This is a genomic window from Segatella salivae DSM 15606, from assembly GCF_000185845.1.
GTDB lineage: Bacteria > Bacteroidota > Bacteroidia > Bacteroidales > Bacteroidaceae > Prevotella > Prevotella salivae.
In genome coordinates, this window is record NZ_GL629647.1 from 2,973,347 (window position 1) to 2,992,752 (window position 19,406).

Genomic DNA, 19,406 nt, shown 5'->3' on the forward strand with positions numbered 1-19,406 from the left:
ATTCCATTCACATGAGTATGAGAAATGAAAGCACTCGTTTGGCGTTGCAATCTCAGTCGTTTCATGCACCGAAATGAATCAAAAGGCAGCGCAACGAGGCCGATTTCACAACACACATCGAAAAATAACGAAATATATGAACATACGAACGGTTTTATTAATGACAGGTATTGTGGCCTTATCTTCATGTTATGAGGACCAAGGTAACTATAGTTATCGTTTCGATAGCATGAATTCCATCGACACGTTAATCTTCACTCCAGGGACTGTCGAGGCGCTATCGGGCAAGTTAATTGAGTTTACTCAGCCACTGACTGCTGCCGAAACCCATAAGAAAATACAGGTAGAGGTGAAGCAATCCAAGCAAACTGGACTTGAAAAGTTAGACTTTACGTGGATTGAAGGCCATAAGAAGAATGGCAAAACGGTCTATGATACGCTGACCACGCGAGGCTACTTGGATGTTGATTTGCCATTAGGGCGCGACACAAGTTTTACAGTTTTGCTGCGTGTTCATGACCAATCGACGAAGCTTTCGCGTTATGCTAACTTCCAGGTTGCTACTCGTCCCATCTTCAAAAACAGCCTTTTCTTCCTCCACGGCAGTCAAGGTAATGTGCGTTTAGGTAATGTTGAGGTGGTGGGCGCATCGACAAAGGTCAGAAGCGATGCCTATAAGTTGGTGCATCCCGATGCAGTTAATCCCTTCACAAAGGCCTATAAGCTGATGTTCCAATATGGTTTGGTTTCTGAAAGGCGTGATTTCGTGAAACGTTATAACCTTATTGCCTTCGAAACCGATGGCAAAGTGAAGACCTACGACCCCTTTGGCTTGAAGCCATGCTTTACGAATTATCGCGACTTTGTTGTCCCACAAAGTGATCAAGGCGCTTTCTTGCCGTCGAAAATCGGTATGGTAGGCGATCCTTCTAACCAGTCAGACTTCTATTATATGCTTGGTCGCGATGGCCGATTTATCACAGCTCGCACCATTCCTTCATTCAAATTCCCTGCTACTGCCTCTTCAGTGACGAATTATAATGTGACCGCTGCAGCGATAACGGCAGCCGATTTTGTGTTCTGGGACAGTAGAGGTAATCGCTTCTTGCATGTGAATAAGGAGGATAGTTATGGCATTTGGGCCGAGCGACAGGCTTATGAGGCGCAACTGAATAACCCTGTTTTAGATGCGCATGTAGACTTTTCGTCACTTGCAGCAGGGCTTTCTCCCGTTGGAAAGAAGGGCATTTATGGCTTCATTCAGTTCCGTGAGAACTATAACAAGGCTCAACCTTATTTCATTTTCAGTGATGCTGCCGGAACGAAGTATTATCTTTATCAGCTCACTTCCACAGCAACAGATGAGGACGGAGGCGGTAATGCCAATAGCAACGAGCCTGCTTATACGATTAAAGGCAAGCAGTTGACAGGCTTCACCCCGTCATCTGCTGCCACAATCTGTTACAACACGTGGTTCACAACAAACTATGTGTTCTATGCAGATGGGTCAGATGTGGTGAGGTTTGATTTGAATAATGGCGACAAAACCGTGCTTTATAGTGCACCAACAGGCTATACTATCTCTTGCATGAAGTTCTGTTCAGACGACAATTTCTTGTATTCTGGCGACTTAGGACGCTATATGGTCATCGGCATGAACCGCGGAACAGAGGGTGGAGTAGCGCAAATCAAGTTGAATACCGCCTCAGATATCGATGAAACTTATGCCCCACGATTCTATGACCAGGATGAAAATGGTCAGCGATTAGGCAATATCCTCGATGTACAATTCGTGCGTGAATACTCTTATCAAATACCTATTCGAAAATAAACAATGAAGAAAATTATTGCAATTGCAGGCTTTCTCATGGCTTCAGCCACGCTATCGGCGCAGTCAAATGCGTCGTTGGCGGGTACCATTGAAGGCATCTCCTCAGGCAAACTCTGCCTCACGGCACGAACTTCTGAAACCCATTGGGACACCCTTTCGGTTGTTCCGTTCTCTACCTCAGGCTTTTCTATGCAGAAAGTGAGCGTGAATGAGCCCGTGCCGGCACGCCTTTCAGTGGTTGGATACGATGGAGGCTTCTCGTTTATCCTTGAACCTGGTGGCACATATCGCGTGCATTTGAAGAATGGAGACGATTGGTCGATTGCGGGAAGTGTGTTGCAAGATCGCATGAGTAGCTACGAACAGCACAATCGTCAAACGTTATTGCGCATTGCAAAGATGCAGCAAACGTGCGATAGTTTGCGTCGAAACTCGCGCTATGGCAGTGCAAGTAAGCTCAATGATAGCATTCAACAGCTGAAAGAAGGCATGGAAACGGCGCGCAAATCCTTTCTTGCTGACAACGATAATCTACTTGCTGCACAGCTAATGTTAATGCTTGTAGAGCAAAACGACATGGCTTTGACCGAAGCAAAAGCGATATATGACGCGCTGGGAGAAGGCGCAAAGCAAAGCCGTAGTGGGCAGATTCTTAAAGAACGCGTAGCAAGACTCACGCGAACGAGTGCCGGAAAACTGGCTCCCGACTTTACTCTTCCGATGCCAGATGGCAAACTTTTCACGCTCAGTAAGATGAAAGGGAAGATTAAAATCGTTGATTTCTGGGCGTCTTGGTGTGGGCCTTGTCGTCTGAATAACCCCATTTTAAGGCAACTTTACACTCAGTTTCATGCGCAAGGCTTAGAGATTGTCAACGTCTCTTTAGACGAAAAGCGTGACCGTTGGTTGGCTGCTGTCGAGAAAGACGGCCTCACTTGGACGCAGGTTTCATCGCTAAAGGGATGGAAAGACGAGGTAGCGAGACTCTATAGTGTGTCGGCTATCCCCGCAATCTTTATCTTGGATAGCGACAACCACATCTTGGCTTCGGGCCTACATGGTGAGGCTTTGCGTGCATTCATAGTCAAACAGTTTGAAAAATAACGTGAAGATGTTGGCTGAAATAGCATCAATAATGATACCTTTTGCCTGAAAAGATACCCTTAGAAAGGTGTTGTAACAGGCAGAAATACGGCCAACGGCGTCAAGGATAGAATTAAAAGGAAAGATATTTTCAAGCACTAAATCAAATAAAACGATGAAAATAAAATTAATATTGTTATTATTATGTTCAACCAGTGGGGTGTTTGCGCAGTCCAATCAGTCCTATCTCATTCAGGGAACAATGCAGATTGATTCGCTTCGCAACTCACCCCGCACCGTGAAAAAAGTCTATTTAAGCCATGAAGTGAATGGCGAAGAGGTGGTGGTTGACTCTGCTGTTGTCACAAACAAGGCGTTCTCGTTCCGTGGAAAGGCACCGAAGTATATGTCACCTTATCACATTACTGGCTTTGATAATGGCACTATACAGGTGTTTTTGGAGCCCGGAACAATAACAATTCAGCCTTTTGACGCGCGTTATCCTGTTGGAGCACACGTAAAAGGCACGCCATCGAATGATGTTTTTGATGAATATAAGGAGTTTGGTGAGGCAGGAATACAACGTGCACGCGTGCGAATGGATAAGGCTTTTGCGGCACTTCCGGCTGACAAACGTAACGATGAGAAGGCCTTTTACCCTTATCAGCGCTCTACTTATTACGTGAATAGCCTCATGCATCGTGCCGAAGCAATGAAGTTTGCATCACAACATCTCAACTCACCCGTTGTACTTTATATTATCAAATACGATCTTTTCCGCTTCTTTCCCCCTAAAGTGTTGGAAGAAACCTTTATGAAAGCCATGCCAACGGCTATGCGACAACATCCTATGTACGCTGAGTTGGAGAATCAATTACGGGCAGCAAACTTGGCAGAAGGAAGGCTTGCACCCGATATCGAGGGGCAAACACCCGAAGGAAAGACGTTGCGTTTGTCGGATTTCCGAGGCAAATATGTGCTTGTTGACTTTTGGGCTTCGTGGTGCGGACCATGCCGTCGCGAGTTCCCTGTAGTCAAACAAGCTCTTCAAGAGGCTGAAGGCGCAGTGCCATTTGAGGTGTTGAGTTATTCAATTGACAGCAAAAAGCCTGAATGGACGGCCTGTATTGCAAAGAACGGACTATCACAACCTCACTGGACGCATATCTCTGTACTGAAAGGTTGGGGTTCTCCTGCAGCGAAACTCTATCATGTTGAGGCTGTGCCTCGTACGGTGTTGATCAGTCCAGAGGGTTATATCATGAGCTTTGACCTACGTGGTGAGCAGCTCATTAACACCATTCGGAAGCTCAAGAGTGGTGAGTTGAAGCCCAAAATGGCTGGCGCAGCAGAGGGAAATAGTGCTATGTTTGCCGTGAAAGATAACGGAATGCTGGATCATGATGCACAAAGTGCGTCCTACCGAGAGCTTTCTGTGGCCCACGATAAGCAGATTTCAGACGGAATTGCAGCGCTTAAACGCGAAAAAGGCGCCCAATATGTGGCGTCAGCTGAAGGGAAAGCGGCTGTAGAACGCCTTCGCGCGGTGGCTGATATCGACTTGATGACAGCGCAGTTGCAATGGTTGTTAGAGCATAATGATGCGGTGGTGTATCCTGTTTTGGTGCAGCGCGACATGTTACCACGCTTTAATAAGGAGTATGGTCGCTTGTTTGTGAATGCTATGGCGCCTGAAATTCAGTCGTCAAAAGAGGCACGCGACTTAGACAATTGTGTGAAAGCCATGAGTTTGATGCAGGGAAATGATGTGCCCAATGCAACGTTATATCTTGCTGATGGCACGCAAAAGCAACTCAATCAGTATGCAGGACAATATGTGTTATTGACCTTCTGGGATGCACAAAGTATGGGTTGCCGAGAAGAAATGGAACGTTTGCAAACCCTGTATGATGCAGCTCAGCAAGGCAAAGAAAAGCTCACACTCATCAGTGTGTCTGTAGATAAAGACGAAACGGCATGGAAGAACACACTGAAAGCATGGCATTTAGAGCGTCCTAACTGGGTGCAAGCGCGCAATAATGAGGCAGATGCTCACTCAGCGGCAAAGCTTTTCGGCGTAAATCATGTGCCCACGAACTTCCTCATCACCCCTGACGGCAAACTCATCTCCATGACCTTGCAGGGCGAAGAGTTGGTGGCGCGCGTGAAACAAATCCTCTCTGGCGACCTGTATTACCAGGATGAGACGCCAAAGAAGTAACGGCTCAGCGATTGCAATCGTTGGTGTTTGGCCGTGTTGCGACTTGACCGAATGAACAAATGGTTTGAAATAAAAACTCCATGATAATTTGATTAATACCCCATCTCCGCCTGACGACCTAAGTTTGTCGGGCGGGTGGGGTAGAATCAGGGCGCAGTCTCTCCATCAAAATATGCCTCGCGCAGAAGTGAAAGCAGGTGAATGACTCGCCAAGGTGGCTCAAACAGTAGTGTAAAACGTGCTGATTTGCACGGCGAAATGACATAGATTGTTTACAGCATTAAGCTGCCGTGTCGTGTGGATTCAGCCTGCCCACGTGGTTTGCTCAACAGATTTGTTCATCAAAAGAAATAGAAATACAATCTGAAAACATATACAACCATAGGTAAAACTTTTTTATTAAGATTGTAATTTTTGCTCCTTTTTGTGCTCTTATGAACACATTAAGGAGCATTTCTTTTTTATTTCCTCCCCCGTTTCCTGTTATATGACGTGCCACCTATGGGGAAATCCACATTAAAATCCCATACTCTTTCGCATCTTTCCTGTTATACGGCCCACTTGATGCAGCCCGATGTCGTCCCCCCTCTTTATCTTCCACCTTCGTATGTCCATGCAATGATGCCGAAATGGAATAAGCCAGGCATGCAGCAACGTGTTCACCGCGTTGATTCCCACCTACAAACGAGAATCCCAGCACTGGCTCGTTGTTGGCCAGCGTTGGGATATTAGCAAATAAACTCATGTTTGTTCGTCTATATAAAACATGTAAAACAAAGGCTGAAACGTAAGGAACCTTGATAGGAATGCAAAATAAAAGATCACAGCAGGCTATGACCTGCCGTGATCAATTCATGTTAAGGTAATTGTAACTAAAAGCTATATAAAGTACTTCTGTTAGTGATTTATCTTATTTATGGTCATCAATCAGAACATCGATAGCCTTTTGATTTACCATCCAGGGTTTTGTTTTAGCGATGGACACACGTTTAATTCTGTATTCAGAATTGGAAAATAATAGTGTTTTGGGGCTTCAAACACTCTTTCTTCTTTACAGAATCGTTCCATGCGATACTTCTTTCCATCAATTTCAATCTTGCCATTTGGGTCTTCAACAGGGTGCATTCCATTGATCATGCGTTGGCATTTAGGATATGCTCCATGATGTTGTTTCCAGTAATTCACAGAGCGTTCTGTATTATCATGACCTGAAGCTTTGAATATTTTCTCTTTATCTAATTCCTCTTTTGACGAAGGTTCAAGATACAATCGGCAGTCCCAAGGACGTTTATTCTCATAGAACAGCTCCACTCTGCGTTCACGTCGGATATATTCTCGCATTAGTTGCTTATTCGTTAAAGTCGAAGGAGGCATCGGATTCATGAAAGAGCGTGCTCGAACCTTATTAATCATATCATAGATTTCTTGATTTGGTCCTGCGGTTTCATTCACAGCTTCTGCATAGATATAAATAAATTCGGGCAAACGCCATATTGCTGGTGAATGAATGTCAAAGCCACCGCTCTTGTTATAGCCGTCTTTCATGAACTTTCTAAGATAATAACCCGTTGTTGTTGCATTGTTGGCATTAATCTTATCAGGGCCTTCTGCGGTGTTCATCTGCCGTGGATTGTTGTTGTTATCACGGTAAGGGGCACCATGATAGATAATATCTCTGTAGAAACGAGGGTCGCGATTGACATAAGGATTACTATCATCATAACCTGCATCGCGTGCTTCCTTGCTGTAAACTGGATAGCCATAGCCGTCGGGAGCCATATATTCATACTCATCTACTTGCTCTTGAACCGGTTGTTGGCGTGATCCTCCGCCACGACTTGGTGCATATTGGTCTCCCTGCCACCAGTTATCTTTGTCAAGAGTCACGAAAAAGACGCCCTCATCCTGTATACTTTCGAAGTCATAGAACATATCCCACAAGCGTCTATAAAGCAAAGAACCATTCAAATTGCGGTTACCATCGTCCTGAAAGTTATGATTATCGTATTTATCGAATAGCTTATAACGCGGTGACCCATTGACAGTCATGTCGAGAACTCGCTTGGCTGCATCCCTTGCTGCAATCCATCTTTCAGCTTTATAGCCATATTCTTTCTCAAAGATTCGTTCACCTTGATAGCCAAATTGTGTGGCGCCATTATATAAAGGAGTAGCTGCCACCCATCTAACTTTTGCAATCAATCCTAAACAAGCACCTTTATCAACTCGTCCAAAGTGCTCATCGCTGCGGTTATACATCTCAGCTACCTTCTTATAAGCAGTCTCTGCATCAGCCACAATCTTATCAACGACGGCGTGAATGCTTTCGCGTTCGAACTTCATTGCATCATTTGTTGCGATACTATGGTCTATATAAGGAATCTCACCATATAACATCATAAGACGATAGTGCATATATCCTCTTAAGAAATAAAGCTCACCGATGCGCCTTTCCAAATCACCTGGGCTCAAAGGATTATCAGGTGTTTTATATTTTTCAATGCCTTCAAGTGTTAGATTGATGTGACGAATGGCAGAATACATGCTATTCCAGAACTGTCTATTATTGCCTGGGAAGTCTGAATTGGGGCTCCAGTCACCTTGATTATACCTGTTTCCGATGTTGCCTTCTACGTTTGAAGACTCACATTCGTCGGTAATGACCGAGGAAGAGAAGTGCTCCAACCACACCAAAGGCCTCATTGCATAACGCGCATTCCAGTATGCTGTTGCGACGTTTTTATTCACTTCTTCATATCGACTGTACACTTCTTCTTCCGACTTCTTATCATCTTTCTCCTTGTCTAAGAAGCTTTCACTGCATGCAGTGAGGCAGAAAAGTATTCCAAATAAAAGGAATAGTTTATATATCTTTTTCATATTCTATCGTGTTTATTAGGTTTAGAATGTAATATTTACGCCAAAATTAAATACCTTTTGAATGGGATACCATGTGCCATTGCTATTGGTTTCGGGGTCAACATCAACGTCTCCGAGTTTATCCCAAGTCAATAAGTTTTGCCCTTGGATATAGAAGCGAACCTGTTGTAGGTTTGCAACCTTAATCAACTGATAGGGAAGAGAATATCCTATCTCTATATTCTTCAAACGAACATAGCTTGCATCATACAAGAAAAGACTGCTATGGATGTTCTTGTTGTTGTTATGTGTTCCCAAATGGAGGGCTGGATATTTTGCATTTTCAGCTGTTTCGGGTGTCCATCTCTTTAAGTGCATCGGCTTAACCTTGCCCATTTTGTCGTTATGGAAATTGGGAAAATCATATACTGCAGCACCATTTAAGAGGATAGAAGAGTTGGTTGCGCCTTGGAAAAGTATGCTAAAGTCAAACCCTTTGCAAGAGAAGCCCATCGGAATGCCAAACATTATTTCCGGACAACGAGGATATCCTTGAGCCGCACGGTCCTTATCATCAATAACTTTGTCGCCGTTCATGTCTTTATAAACCACATCCCCAGGGATTAACTTACCGAATGAGCCTTGTATTCCTGAGGCGTTTAGGGCATCAGCTTCGGCTTGGTTTGCGACAAAGTGGTCGAAAACATACGTGAAGTTGCTGTTCATGGGTTTGCCTGTTGCCTGCCTCCATGTATTCTTTCCCCAGTCAATCTCGTTTGTATACTCTATTTTGTTGCGAGCAAAGGTAAAGTTTGGTTTAATAAAATATCTGAAGTCACGACCGATTTTGTCCTGCCACGTCACTTCAAAGTCAACACCATAGTTCTTGATTTTACTTGAATTAATCCATGGGGCAGATGCACCAACCACGCCAGGGAAGTTCATTCGCTGAATGTCTGCACCTGCACTGGTGTTCAAGTTCGTCAAGATATCAAATCGTTTCTCTGTAAACACATCGCAACTAATGCTTAATCGTTGTCTAAACAGCGTCATATCGATGCCTAAATTGACCTTCTTTGCTTTCTCCCAAGTCAGTGCTGTGCTCGCCAAACGAGCTTCGCCGTTTCCGTCTATCCATGAGTTGAGATTGGGACCAAAATGATAACCATTGTCACCTCCATAGTAAGCTAAGTATGCAAAACGGTCACTGGGCAGCATATCACTACCTACCAAACCATAAGAAGCCCTTATCTTTAAGTAGTCTAACCATGATTGTGTGGCGCGCATAAACTTCTCATTACTAATCACCCAGCCTAAAGAACCAGAAGGAAAGAAGCCATAACGTTTGCCACGGGCAAAGTTTTCAGAGCCATTATAGCCGAAGTTGAATTCTGCCAGATACTTCCTTTGATAATAATATGAAGCATGGCCGGTCATTCCTTGATAGCGATAATAAGGGTCATTGTTGTAATTGCGCTCACTACGGTTGATGAGAAACAACGCACCGACCTCGTGATCGTGGCCGAAAGTGTGGTTATATTCTAACTTCACCTGCGCATAATAGCGAGAGTCTTGTGGGTTGTTTCTGGCTTCATTGTTACGATTTTGGTCGATATTATACCTGTTTCCGCCCCCGTATGCACCTTTATAAGGCACTGTTGGGTCATTGTATACATCAACTCCAGCTACAGGTTCGAACGTAGCATAACCCGGAAAACGCTTATATCCCTCATTATAATAGGGGATATCACGAACAATCCAGCGGCTGCCTTGAAAGTCATAAGAAATCATTCCCTCAATCTTCAGTCCTTTAGTAATGAAGTCTAAGTTGTGGCCTAACGTCAAAGCACCCTCAAAATAAGTATTCTTTTCATTCTGATATCCTGTGCGACTCAGTTCTCCGAGAATGTTATAACGATAAAGTTGCGTACCAAAGAGCACGCCGTTAGGGTTTTGTGCAAATATCTTCCGATTTGCTTCGTTCCCATTATCCTCTAATGTTATTGGCAAATAAGGGGGCTGTGTATTGGCAATAGTTACGATTGTGGCCGCCGAAGTGCCAGGACTTGTACGGTCAGTGATTCGTCCTCCCAAATCAAACTTAGCCCAGAAGTTCTTTGTAATGTTAATATCAATGTTCGAACGGATGTTATATCGTCTGAATCTACTTTCAGATCCATTCGTCTTTTCAGAGTTATGTCTGAGATTTGTGCCTTGATTGAAATAGTTGGCCATAACAAAATACTTCACACGTTCATTGCCGCCTCGTATAGATAAGGTGTAATCTTGTTGTGGAGCAGTCTTGAAAGCATAGTCAAAATAATCCCAATTATATCCTATTCCCGCTCGATGTGCGTCAATAGCCTTTTGAGTAAAGAGATTCAATCGGGATATTTCATCATCAGATAAGCCGTTCATTCGGGCATCATTAATCATTGCTTCGTTATGCAACACCATGTAATCAGCCGATCCTAAATAGCTTGGGAACTTCACAGCCTTATTGAATCCATAAGAAGCCTTAAAGTTAACACTTGCCTTATCGCTGTTCTGTCCACGCTTAGTAGTAATGACAACAACGCCATTTGCACCGCGAATACCATATTGAGCCGTAGCCGACGCATCTTTAAGAATGGTGAATGTCTCAATCTCATCAGCCGAAAGATAAGTCATATCGCGTTCAATGCCATCAATAATCACAATGGGATTCTGTGCATTAAAAGTCGCTTTGCCTCGTATAAACACTTCAGCTCTGTCTACTCCAGGCTCACCTCCTGCGTATTGGTTGGCAATTAAGCCCGGCAAACGACCTGCTAAAGCATTGTTTAGATTAGCCGTTGGACTTTGGGCCAAGTCTTTTGTCGTTATTGTTGCAACAGCTCCAGTCATCGTTTCTTTGCGTTGTTTGATGTGACCAACGGCAACCACTTCTTCCAAAGCCTTTGCATCTTCAGTCAATTCAATTGTAAGTGTAGAGCGTCCGCATAATTTTACTTCTACAGGTTGATAGCCAATAAACGAAACAACAAGCGTAGCATCGGCATAAGGGACTGAAATCGTGAAGTCGCCATGGGCATCTGTCACTGCGCCTGTTGAGAGTCCTTTTACTGCAATGGATGCCCCAATCAACTCTTCTTTGTTCTGTTGATCTACAACTTTTCCTTTTACAATAAGCTGTTCTTTAGATTTCGTTTGACTCAACTTGGTTAGTTGGCTTGCCTGAACCCCCAAAGCAGGTGATAAAGCAAGTGCCGAAACGACTGCAACCCCAATGCTTAAGCGGTGCAATCTGAATGGAGATTTGTTTTTCATAAAAGTTAATGGATATGTAATTACACAAGATTTAATCTCTTTTTCTTATCATTATATAAGATAAGGTGTTAGTTATGTTGTCTCCTTCTCTGTGGATTGCAGAGGAAAGGAAAGCCGCTATTCATAATAATTCTTTAAGATTCACGATTTGAAATACAAGGTTGTGTTGACTGCTTTCATATAATATTCCAATGCGATTCTCGTCTACTGAGGTGATGCAAGAATATCCTAAGCCACTTAATTCATCTAATAATATCTTTTTAGAAGACCAAGTTTCTCCTTCGTCGAAGCTTACTTTTAGCGTGATATGCGTTCGCGTGAGTTTATTATCAGGGTTTGAAAATAGCAAAACAGCTTTCTTTTTATGGTCATAGATGTGGCGATATAGACTGGCCATACATACTGGTTCAATCAGTGCATGATGGGATGTAGGATGTTCTTTCCATGTCTCTCCTATGTCATTTGTGACACATATCTTCCTCCCATTATGCTCAGAATAGTCTCTATAGTTTCTATTGTCGCGCATATTGAGCATAATACTGCCATCATTTCGCTGCACAACAGTACATTCTGTAGTATTGATTCCCGCAGGTTTACTTGCTTTCCAGGTGTTTCCTCCATCCTTACTATACATAAGATTCGAAAAAGGCATCCCCGTTTCTGTTCTACCCTGGGCTGGGAAAACAATCGTCCCATTGGTTAAGACGATTCCATTTCCAGGTGCAACTGTTTGTAACCAATCTTGGGGGCGTTTAACTTGCGAGGTGATATTTATTGGTTTCGACCATGTTTTACCTTGGTCAATGCTATTACTCAAGATGATTTGACTGCTTTGTCTTATTCCCCATCCTGGCTGAGAGCCATAAGAAGCCCATTGATGATTCCAAACTGTGCTATCTTCAATTAGGTTTTCTATCCATTTTCCTGTATTCTTGTCTAACACACCATGCATCCATGTTGCTGCAACCCACACTTTCCCCGTATAATTATCATACAAAATGGCAGCATCACTTACACCATTATATTTCTCAGGTAGGTTCCCATAGGTTCCCATGTCTAAAACCTTTTGGATTTTGCCCCATGTCTTTCCTCCGTCAGTGCTACGTTGACAGCATATATCTATATTCCCTTGTAAATCTCGACTGCTATCATAACGAGCATCATAAACAGCAATCAATTGTTCATTACCTAAGGAAATCAAACCTGGAATCCTTAATGTGTGTATGCCTTCTTTGTTTCGTCCATTCAAGGCTACACCCACTCGAAGTCCATTAGTATATTTCTTGGGAACAGAATAGAACTTTCCGTCTATTTTTATCTTATGGCAATTGAGATTGAATCTGTGGGAAAGGTTCACACAATCTTTCAATCTTAAAGACACCCATAGACAAAGAGAATCTTTGCCTTCTATACTCATCTCTAATGGAATAATAGTTGTTTTCTTAATTTTTGATGTGGAGGCGAGTTTTTTAGACAAGGCGATGATTCCCTCTTTAAATCCTTCATATATTGTAATTTCTACAATATCATTCAGACTCGTGGTTCCATTTAGGTTTAAGCTTATATTTTCAATTCGTTTTTCACTTGTTGTTTTAATTCCAATTTTGAGTACAGGATTTGTATCTTTTAGTACCAATACTGGTATTGTATATCGCATTTGACAAATGTCTACACAAGAGGTAGCAGCGTTTATGCTACCTCTTGTGTTTGCAAATCCCACTATAAGGGATATATTTAAGAATAAAAATAGAAATAGTCTAAGGTTATTCATTGAGATTCTCTATTTATTAAATCCTTCTGTTTGCTTTAACTCTGGATTTTTATTAATTGAATTTTGAGATACAGGCCATAACAAAACATTTGTTTCATGCTGTCGTCCTGCCAAGTATGGATTCTCTTCAAACACAACTCCTAAGCGGATAAAGTCCCACCAAAGCTTTCCTTCTGCAGCGAATTCTTTTTTTCTTTCATTTACAATGGCTTTCTTTACATCTTCAAAGGTTGTTAGATTTGAATAGAAATTATCTATTCCATATGCTCTATTTGCAATTTGATTTAGTGCGTTTATAGCTCCTTGTATATTGTTTTTTGCTAATTTTATCTCTGCATCAAATAGCACAGCATCTGCATACCGATAAACCAAGATATTAGAATCGAATACACGTGTATTGTTTATCCAATGACCCTTGAATTTGTTAATCCATTGAAAAGTTTGTTCTTTATCAGGATCATAGAAAGTCGAAAAGGTCATTTTAGCTCGTTGATCGGCTTGAATTGCTGTCAGAAATGACTTGAATGATGGAGTAAAGAAGCACCATTGTTGATGACTTCCAGTTTGAATCGGATTGTTGATATATTTAGTTGTTACATATTGTGAAGGAACTAAATAGTTCTCTGTCTCGCTTGATGTGAATTCTCCTTGCACAAAAGTCCATTCAAAGATAACCTCTTTGTTGGGTTGGTCGTTAAAAATATCTGCATAATTGTTTTCTAATCCATAGGCAGGATTGGCAAGAACGCTTTGTATCTTTTCATTCGCATCCTGTAGATAATTATCTCCTGATTTCCTAACTTTATACATCCATAAGTCATAATCAGCTTTCAGCATTGCAATACTTGTTTTAGAAGCTCTATTCTTTACTATTCCATCAGGGATTAGCTTGTAGGCTTTGTCAATATCATTACCAATTTGTTCGAAGATTCTTTCAGCTGATGTTCTTTGTGGGTAGAGTCCTTCTTGCGAGTCAGATTCATATCCTTCTAATAGTAAGGGGGCATCTCCCCAGATTCTTCCTATCCAGTAATAACAGAAAGCTCTGACAAAATAGGCATTAGATAGAACTTCATTCTTAGTATTCTCTGAATTAAAATGAATTATAGGAACCTTTTTTATGATGAGATTTGCATCATTAATAGTTGTATATAGCTCAGTCCAATCACTAAAATAATGGTTTGTTGGAATTTGATTTTGATAGACTTGGTCTCTTGAAGTTTGTCCTGTTAGGCCGTCCCCCCATAGTCCTGTCCTGTATTCTCCCCATGTAAAATATCCATAGGAGAATGTACTTCTGAACTGATTGTATAGGCCATACATGGCAGCCTTAGCATCTCCTTCTTCTTTCCACATGGATTTAGATGACACTGCACTTTTATTGGTTACGTCTAAGTCTCCAATACAACTCATAAAAGACAATGCTACTATAATAAAAATAAGTTTGGTTTTCATAATACTACAAATATTAATGATTAAAATGTTGCTTTAACTCCGAGACAAACTTTTTTAATTGGTGGATAGTTATAATAGGAGTTAGAATATGTTGTATTTGTTCCTATTTCTGGAGACACGCCACGTACTGCTGTGAAATAGTGCAAATTATTTCCGGAAATACTTATGGTAAGATCTTGCATCCCTAATTTAGAAGATATAGACTTTGGGAAAGAGTAGGATAATGAAATTTCGCGTAGACATAAATAGTCACCTTTATAATTAAAGATATTAGAAGTCCTACTGAAGTTTGCATTTCCATCATCAGGATCATTTGCCGTAAATCTTGCATATTTTGTATTGTCTCCTTCTTGCTTCCAGCATTTTTTCACTTCATCGATAATCGTATAATTGTTTGCAAAAGTATTCATGAAGTATCTCATTTCAGAATTATGGTTAATAGAATGACCTAAAGCCCAATCAAGGTAAAGATTGAAAGTGAGGTTTTTCCACCTCAAAGTGTTACCTAAACCACCAGTTGATGTGGGAACTGTTGTTCCTAAATAAAACAAATCTTGACTGTCAATAATTTCCTTTCCGTCTTTCGTTCTACTTCCTTTTCGATTTTTCCATTCGTAGTCTCCTACTTCTTTTCTTCCGACAATACGTTGATGATCAGAGTCTCTGTAGCCCTTAGCATAGACATCATACATGGCCCCATCGGCTGCAGCTTTATTTTGAAGGATATGATCGACAATAAAACCATAATAACGATACATAGGTTCTCCTTCTGCTATACCACCAAATGCAGTACCATCTGCTAAAGTAATACCACCAATTCGATTTTTGTCACGTCCATTGAAGGGTAGTTTGAGAACCTTATTTTTGACATAACTCCAGGTCATCCTTGTTGTCCATTCCCAATCTTTGTTTCGAATGTTGACACTTGAAACTTCAATATCGAAACCATAAAATTTTACTTTACCAACGTTTGTATTTATATCTTTGAAACCAGATGTATTTGGAAGTTCTTTCTTAAATAGTAAATTGTTAGTTCTTTTGTCGAAATAATCGAAGATAACGGATAACCGATTATCTAATAAATTGAAATCAAATCCAAGGTCTAATTGCGTTGTAGTTTCCCATGTTAGATTGGGGTTTGGCATTACATTTGGTACAATACCTGCATTTCCATCATAGCGAGCATCCGTAGAATAGCGTCCTAATGCATCATAAATACCTATACTATTATTGCCTGTTTGGCCATAGCTTGCTCTTAGTTTTAAGGTATTAATGGACTTAATATTCTTCATAAAAGGTTCATCAGACATAATCCAACCTGCGGAAATTCCAGGGAAAAATCCCCACCGATGATGTTCTGCAAATAGCGAAGATGCATCATTTCTGAATGTAGCTGTTAAGAAATAGCGCTTTAAGTAGTCATAAGATAATCTTCCAAAATATCCAATTGTAACAACTTTATATTTGTCACTATACGCATCTTCTTTATTAGGTCCTGCACTTAGTGTAGGCACTTTATCAGTACTAGCACCACTCACAATTGCACCAAATGAGTTGAACTTAGATTGTTGATAGGAGTAACCTGCTAACAAAGAGAATGAATGTTTCTTAAAATTTTGCTTGAATGTACTATACAATTCGAGTTTATTTCTTTCATCTTCATTATAATCTTCTTCGGTTGGTCTACGTCCGTTAAAAACATTAGCCTTTTGAAAACTGCTAAATCTTGAATTTTGATTGAAGGTTGAAACTTGAGATTCTATCTTCCATTCTGGTAGAAAATAATATGTTATTTTACCGAATCCAGAGTATCTCCTGTATGATTTGTTGTTATTGTTATTATATTGATAGAAAAGAGGTGTTGGTGAAGTAGCATTATATCCTTTGGTAGGCGTACCATCACTATTATATTTCTTTTGTGTGGGAGGAGTTGATAAGCCTCTTGAGATGATATTCATTTGGTTGGCAAATTCTTCTGATTTAGTTTTTGAATAATCGAGCCCAATATTAAAACGAAGTTTATCTGAAGCCTTGATATTCAGATTTGTTCTCATATTCAAACGATTATAACCTGTACATAAAGCTACACCTTTATCATCCATATAGCCAAGACTTGCGTTATAGCTTACGTTTTTACTACCTCCATTGATTCCGGCATAATACTTTTGCCATAGACTTGTTTTGTAAATTTCAGACTGCCAGTCTGTATCTTGATATATCAATGTCCTGTTAGGGTCTAAGGGGTCTGGCATAGACTGGTAGCCTTCAGGAACTTCTTCTCCATGATTTAAGTATCGTGTAGAGTAAATAGAGGATTCTGAATTGCCAGAACTAGCTGAAAATCCATCCATAGTGTTGAAGCGACTATTAGGTCCCACCGCTACAGCAGGGCGCACAGTATTGATATAATCACGTGCATTCATAAAATTATATTTGGTTTCTGGGCTTTGCATAGCTATCGAAGCTTCAAACGTAATTGAGGGTGGTTGGTTTGCTATACCATCTTTTGTAGTTACTAAAATAACTCCATTTGAAGCTCTGGAGCCATAGATAGCAGTGGAGGCAGCATCTTTTAATACTTCTATAGATTTTATATCATTGCTATTTATACCAGAGAACGAGCGTTCAACTCCATCTACAAGAATCAGAGGGTCATTGCTTTTATTGATAGAAGACCCTCCACGTATACGAATCGATACTTCTTCTCCTGGAGAATTATTTGTAGAATAGAATCGTGTTCCAGCGAGTTTGCCTTTAAGACCTTCGCCAAGTGTTGATATAGATAAGCCTTCTAATCTGTCACCATTAAGCTTAGCTATGGCTGTTGTTAAGCTTTTGCGTGATTGAGCACCATATCCAATGACAACCGTTTCTTGTAAACTTACTTGTGTAGGATATAAGGTTACATTTACAATGCTGTTTTTTGGTGTTATTTCCTTACCTGTAAAGCCTAAAAAAGTAAATATAAGCTTTCCTTCTTTTGGGATGTTAATTTTATATTTCCCATCGATATCTGTTATCACACCATTTTTAGTTCCCTTTTGAATGATAGAAACTCCAGGCAAAACCTCACCTTGTTCGTCTGTGACCGTACCAGTAACTGTGATTGTTTGTGCAAGTCCTGGTGACGCTATTGTTGTTATAAAAAACAACATCATCAGTTTTTTTAATAAGACATTCATGTGTATATTGTTTAAGGTAAATAAAGCAGAAATAAAAAAATAAATTTATGAGATAAGGTGTAATGACACAAGTTCACGTTCAATTTCCTCATACTCGGATTTTGAAAAAGGTGAAAGAGGTAACCGACAATCACCACAATTAATTCCGATGAACTTCATAATGGCTTTTCCACCCCTAACTCCGCCTCCATGTTTAATAATAATATTGATTACAGCGATAGACTTTAATTGCATTTCTCTCGCTTGAGTAATTTTGTTTTTTTTGAAATATTCCATCATCTTTTGATATATGTGAGGAATATAGTTGTAGGTACTTCCCACGGCACCTTCTACTCCCATAGCTAAGCCGCAAAGCAAATTTTCGTCATAACCATTAAGAATTTCAAATCGATGACAATCATAATCTATACATTCTGCCATTTCCATAAAGTTATTACTCGTAAATTTTACACCGACAAGCGTTTCTATTTCTTGACCTGCTACTTTAAGAATATCTTTTACTGGCAAATGAACGCCTGTAATTGTTGGCATGTTATAATAATAAAATGGAGTGTGGGGAGCGCTCAAAGCAACAGTTTTTAAATAGGTAACTAACTCATTCACATTTACCGGCTTAAAGAATGTAGGAGACATCATGGCAATACCATCAGCTCCAATCTCCTCAGCATGTTGGGCAAGCGACTTGGATTCAATTATAGAATTAGAACCAACATGAATAATAACTCTAAATCTTTTTTGAGCAGCTTTAATCCATGCGCAGGCCAACTCTTTTCGCTCTTGCTCAGTAAGAGATAAAGATTCTCCTGAAGTGCCACAAATAAATACACCTTGAATGGATGATTTAGCTAAATAATCTGCATACATTGGGATTACTTCTAAATTGAGATTCCCTTCTTGATTAAAAGGAGTAAAGGTCGCAGCAATCAATCCTTTGATCCTATTATAATGTTTCATACTCATAGATTATAGTGTTAAGTGATTACTATTCTTCTTTATTTTTTTTGTTATGAGCCTTCATAAACATTCGATAAGCCTCGAAATGCATCTCTATTCCACGCTTATATGCTTCCAAATCTCGCTTCTTTATGAGCGCTAACAAGTCTGCATGTGTCACAAGTTTCCCTTGTGATTTCAATCTGATGTTAATGGGTTCGATACAATCTTTGAATTTATCTTTGACAAAATCCATGATTGGATGCATGATTTGTTGAAAATCTACGATGAAATTATTGTTTGTGATTTGGTATAGTTTAGAATGAAATGAGTATTCACTAATTGGTGAATAGCTATTATTTTCGAATACAGAACTAAGCTTGACTATTTCTTCTAACTGTCGAATATCTGTTGGAGTGATTCGCTCAAAGATAGTCGAAGAAATGCCAATCTCTAAGGCTATTCTTAGTTCTAATAGGTTAATAAGAGACGATTCGCTCATAAAATGTGGATTAACACTTAGCTGAAAGCCCTTAAAAAAGGAAGGTTCACGCAGATACATGCCTCGTCTTGTCCTACCTTCAACAAGACCTATCATCTTTAACGGACTTAATGCTTCTCTCAATACGCTACGAGCTACGCCAAGCTCTGAGGCCAGTTGGATTTCATTGGGAATCGAATCTCCAATTTTGTAGCCATGTTCGATGAAATAAGATATAATTTCTATTTCAACTTTATCTACAAGATTCAATGAATTTGAGA

General features: G+C 40.5%; 11 protein-coding genes. 3 read left to right on the forward strand and 8 right to left on the reverse strand.

Annotation, left to right across the window (positions count from 1 at the left end):
* Positions 1 to 136 precede the first annotated feature (136 nt).
* From HMPREF9420_RS11605 to HMPREF9420_RS11615, 3 genes are all read left to right on the forward strand, one after another.
* The gene (locus tag HMPREF9420_RS11605) at positions 137 to 1,831 is read left to right on the forward strand and encodes a PKD-like family lipoprotein (protein ID WP_044079260.1); all 1,695 of its coding nucleotides are present in this window, start codon (positions 137 to 139) and stop codon (positions 1,829 to 1,831) included.
* A 3-nt stretch (positions 1,832 to 1,834) separates the two neighbouring features.
* Complete coding sequence (locus tag HMPREF9420_RS12930; RefSeq protein WP_007135907.1) at positions 1,835 to 2,935, forward strand: TlpA family protein disulfide reductase; 1,101 nt, start codon at positions 1,835 to 1,837, stop codon at positions 2,933 to 2,935.
* 154 nt (positions 2,936 to 3,089) lie between these two features.
* Entirely contained in the window at positions 3,090 to 5,135 is a 2,046-nt protein-coding gene (locus tag HMPREF9420_RS11615; RefSeq protein WP_007135909.1) for a TlpA disulfide reductase family protein, read from the forward strand.
* Positions 5,136 to 5,634: 499 nt separating this feature from the next.
* On the opposite strand, the gene HMPREF9420_RS11620 is transcribed toward HMPREF9420_RS11615, so the two are convergent.
* From HMPREF9420_RS11620 to HMPREF9420_RS11655, 8 genes are all read right to left on the reverse strand, one after another.
* On the reverse strand, positions 5,635 to 5,880 hold the full coding sequence (locus HMPREF9420_RS11620) for a hypothetical protein (protein WP_007135911.1): 246 nt from the start codon (positions 5,878 to 5,880) through the stop codon (positions 5,635 to 5,637).
* Positions 5,881 to 6,086: 206 nt separating this feature from the next.
* Positions 6,087 to 8,015, reverse strand: a complete 1,929-nt coding sequence (locus HMPREF9420_RS11625; protein WP_007135912.1) for a RagB/SusD family nutrient uptake outer membrane protein — start codon at positions 8,013 to 8,015, stop codon at positions 6,087 to 6,089.
* 21 nt (positions 8,016 to 8,036) lie between these two features.
* Complete coding sequence (locus HMPREF9420_RS11630) at positions 8,037 to 11,303, reverse strand: SusC/RagA family TonB-linked outer membrane protein (protein WP_007135913.1); 3,267 nt, start codon at positions 11,301 to 11,303, stop codon at positions 8,037 to 8,039.
* 121 nt (positions 11,304 to 11,424) lie between these two features.
* Positions 11,425 to 12,960, reverse strand: a complete 1,536-nt coding sequence (locus HMPREF9420_RS11635) for a sialidase family protein (RefSeq protein WP_147625680.1) — start codon at positions 12,958 to 12,960, stop codon at positions 11,425 to 11,427.
* Positions 12,961 to 13,083: 123 nt separating this feature from the next.
* Positions 13,084 to 14,529, reverse strand: a complete 1,446-nt coding sequence (locus HMPREF9420_RS11640) for a RagB/SusD family nutrient uptake outer membrane protein (protein ID WP_007135915.1) — start codon at positions 14,527 to 14,529, stop codon at positions 13,084 to 13,086.
* Positions 14,530 to 14,549: 20 nt separating this feature from the next.
* Complete coding sequence (locus tag HMPREF9420_RS11645) at positions 14,550 to 17,711, reverse strand: SusC/RagA family TonB-linked outer membrane protein (RefSeq protein WP_007135916.1); 3,162 nt, start codon at positions 17,709 to 17,711, stop codon at positions 14,550 to 14,552.
* 45 nt (positions 17,712 to 17,756) lie between these two features.
* Positions 17,757 to 18,665: a dihydrodipicolinate synthase family protein gene (locus HMPREF9420_RS11650; RefSeq protein WP_044079262.1), complete on the reverse strand. Its 909-nt coding sequence runs from the start codon at positions 18,663 to 18,665 to the stop codon at positions 17,757 to 17,759.
* A gap of 28 nt (positions 18,666 to 18,693) precedes the next feature.
* Positions 18,694 to 19,406, reverse strand: a 713-nt coding sequence (locus tag HMPREF9420_RS11655) for a FadR/GntR family transcriptional regulator (RefSeq protein ID WP_007135918.1), incomplete at its 5' end; no start/stop codon positions are given.

Coding starts and splice junctions, on each gene's coding strand:
- HMPREF9420_RS11635 (WP_147625680.1), bottom strand. CDS start 12,960: ATGCGATATACAATACCAGTATTGGTACTAAAAGATACAAATCCTGTA.
- HMPREF9420_RS11640 (WP_007135915.1), bottom strand. CDS start 14,529: ATGAAAACCAAACTTATTTTTATTATAGTAGCATTGTCTTTTATGAGT.
- HMPREF9420_RS11605 (WP_044079260.1), top strand. CDS start 137: ATGAACATACGAACGGTTTTATTAATGACAGGTATTGTGGCCTTATCT.
- HMPREF9420_RS11615 (WP_007135909.1), top strand. CDS start 3,090: ATGAAAATAAAATTAATATTGTTATTATTATGTTCAACCAGTGGGGTG.
- HMPREF9420_RS11620 (WP_007135911.1), bottom strand. CDS start 5,880: ATGAGTTTATTTGCTAATATCCCAACGCTGGCCAACAACGAGCCAGTG.
- HMPREF9420_RS11645 (WP_007135916.1), bottom strand. CDS start 17,711: ATGAATGTCTTATTAAAAAAACTGATGATGTTGTTTTTTATAACAACA.
- HMPREF9420_RS11625 (WP_007135912.1), bottom strand. CDS start 8,015: ATGAAAAAGATATATAAACTATTCCTTTTATTTGGAATACTTTTCTGC.
- HMPREF9420_RS11650 (WP_044079262.1), bottom strand. CDS start 18,665: ATGAAACATTATAATAGGATCAAAGGATTGATTGCTGCGACCTTTACT.
- HMPREF9420_RS12930 (WP_007135907.1), top strand. CDS start 1,835: ATGAAGAAAATTATTGCAATTGCAGGCTTTCTCATGGCTTCAGCCACG.
- HMPREF9420_RS11630 (WP_007135913.1), bottom strand. CDS start 11,303: ATGAAAAACAAATCTCCATTCAGATTGCACCGCTTAAGCATTGGGGTT.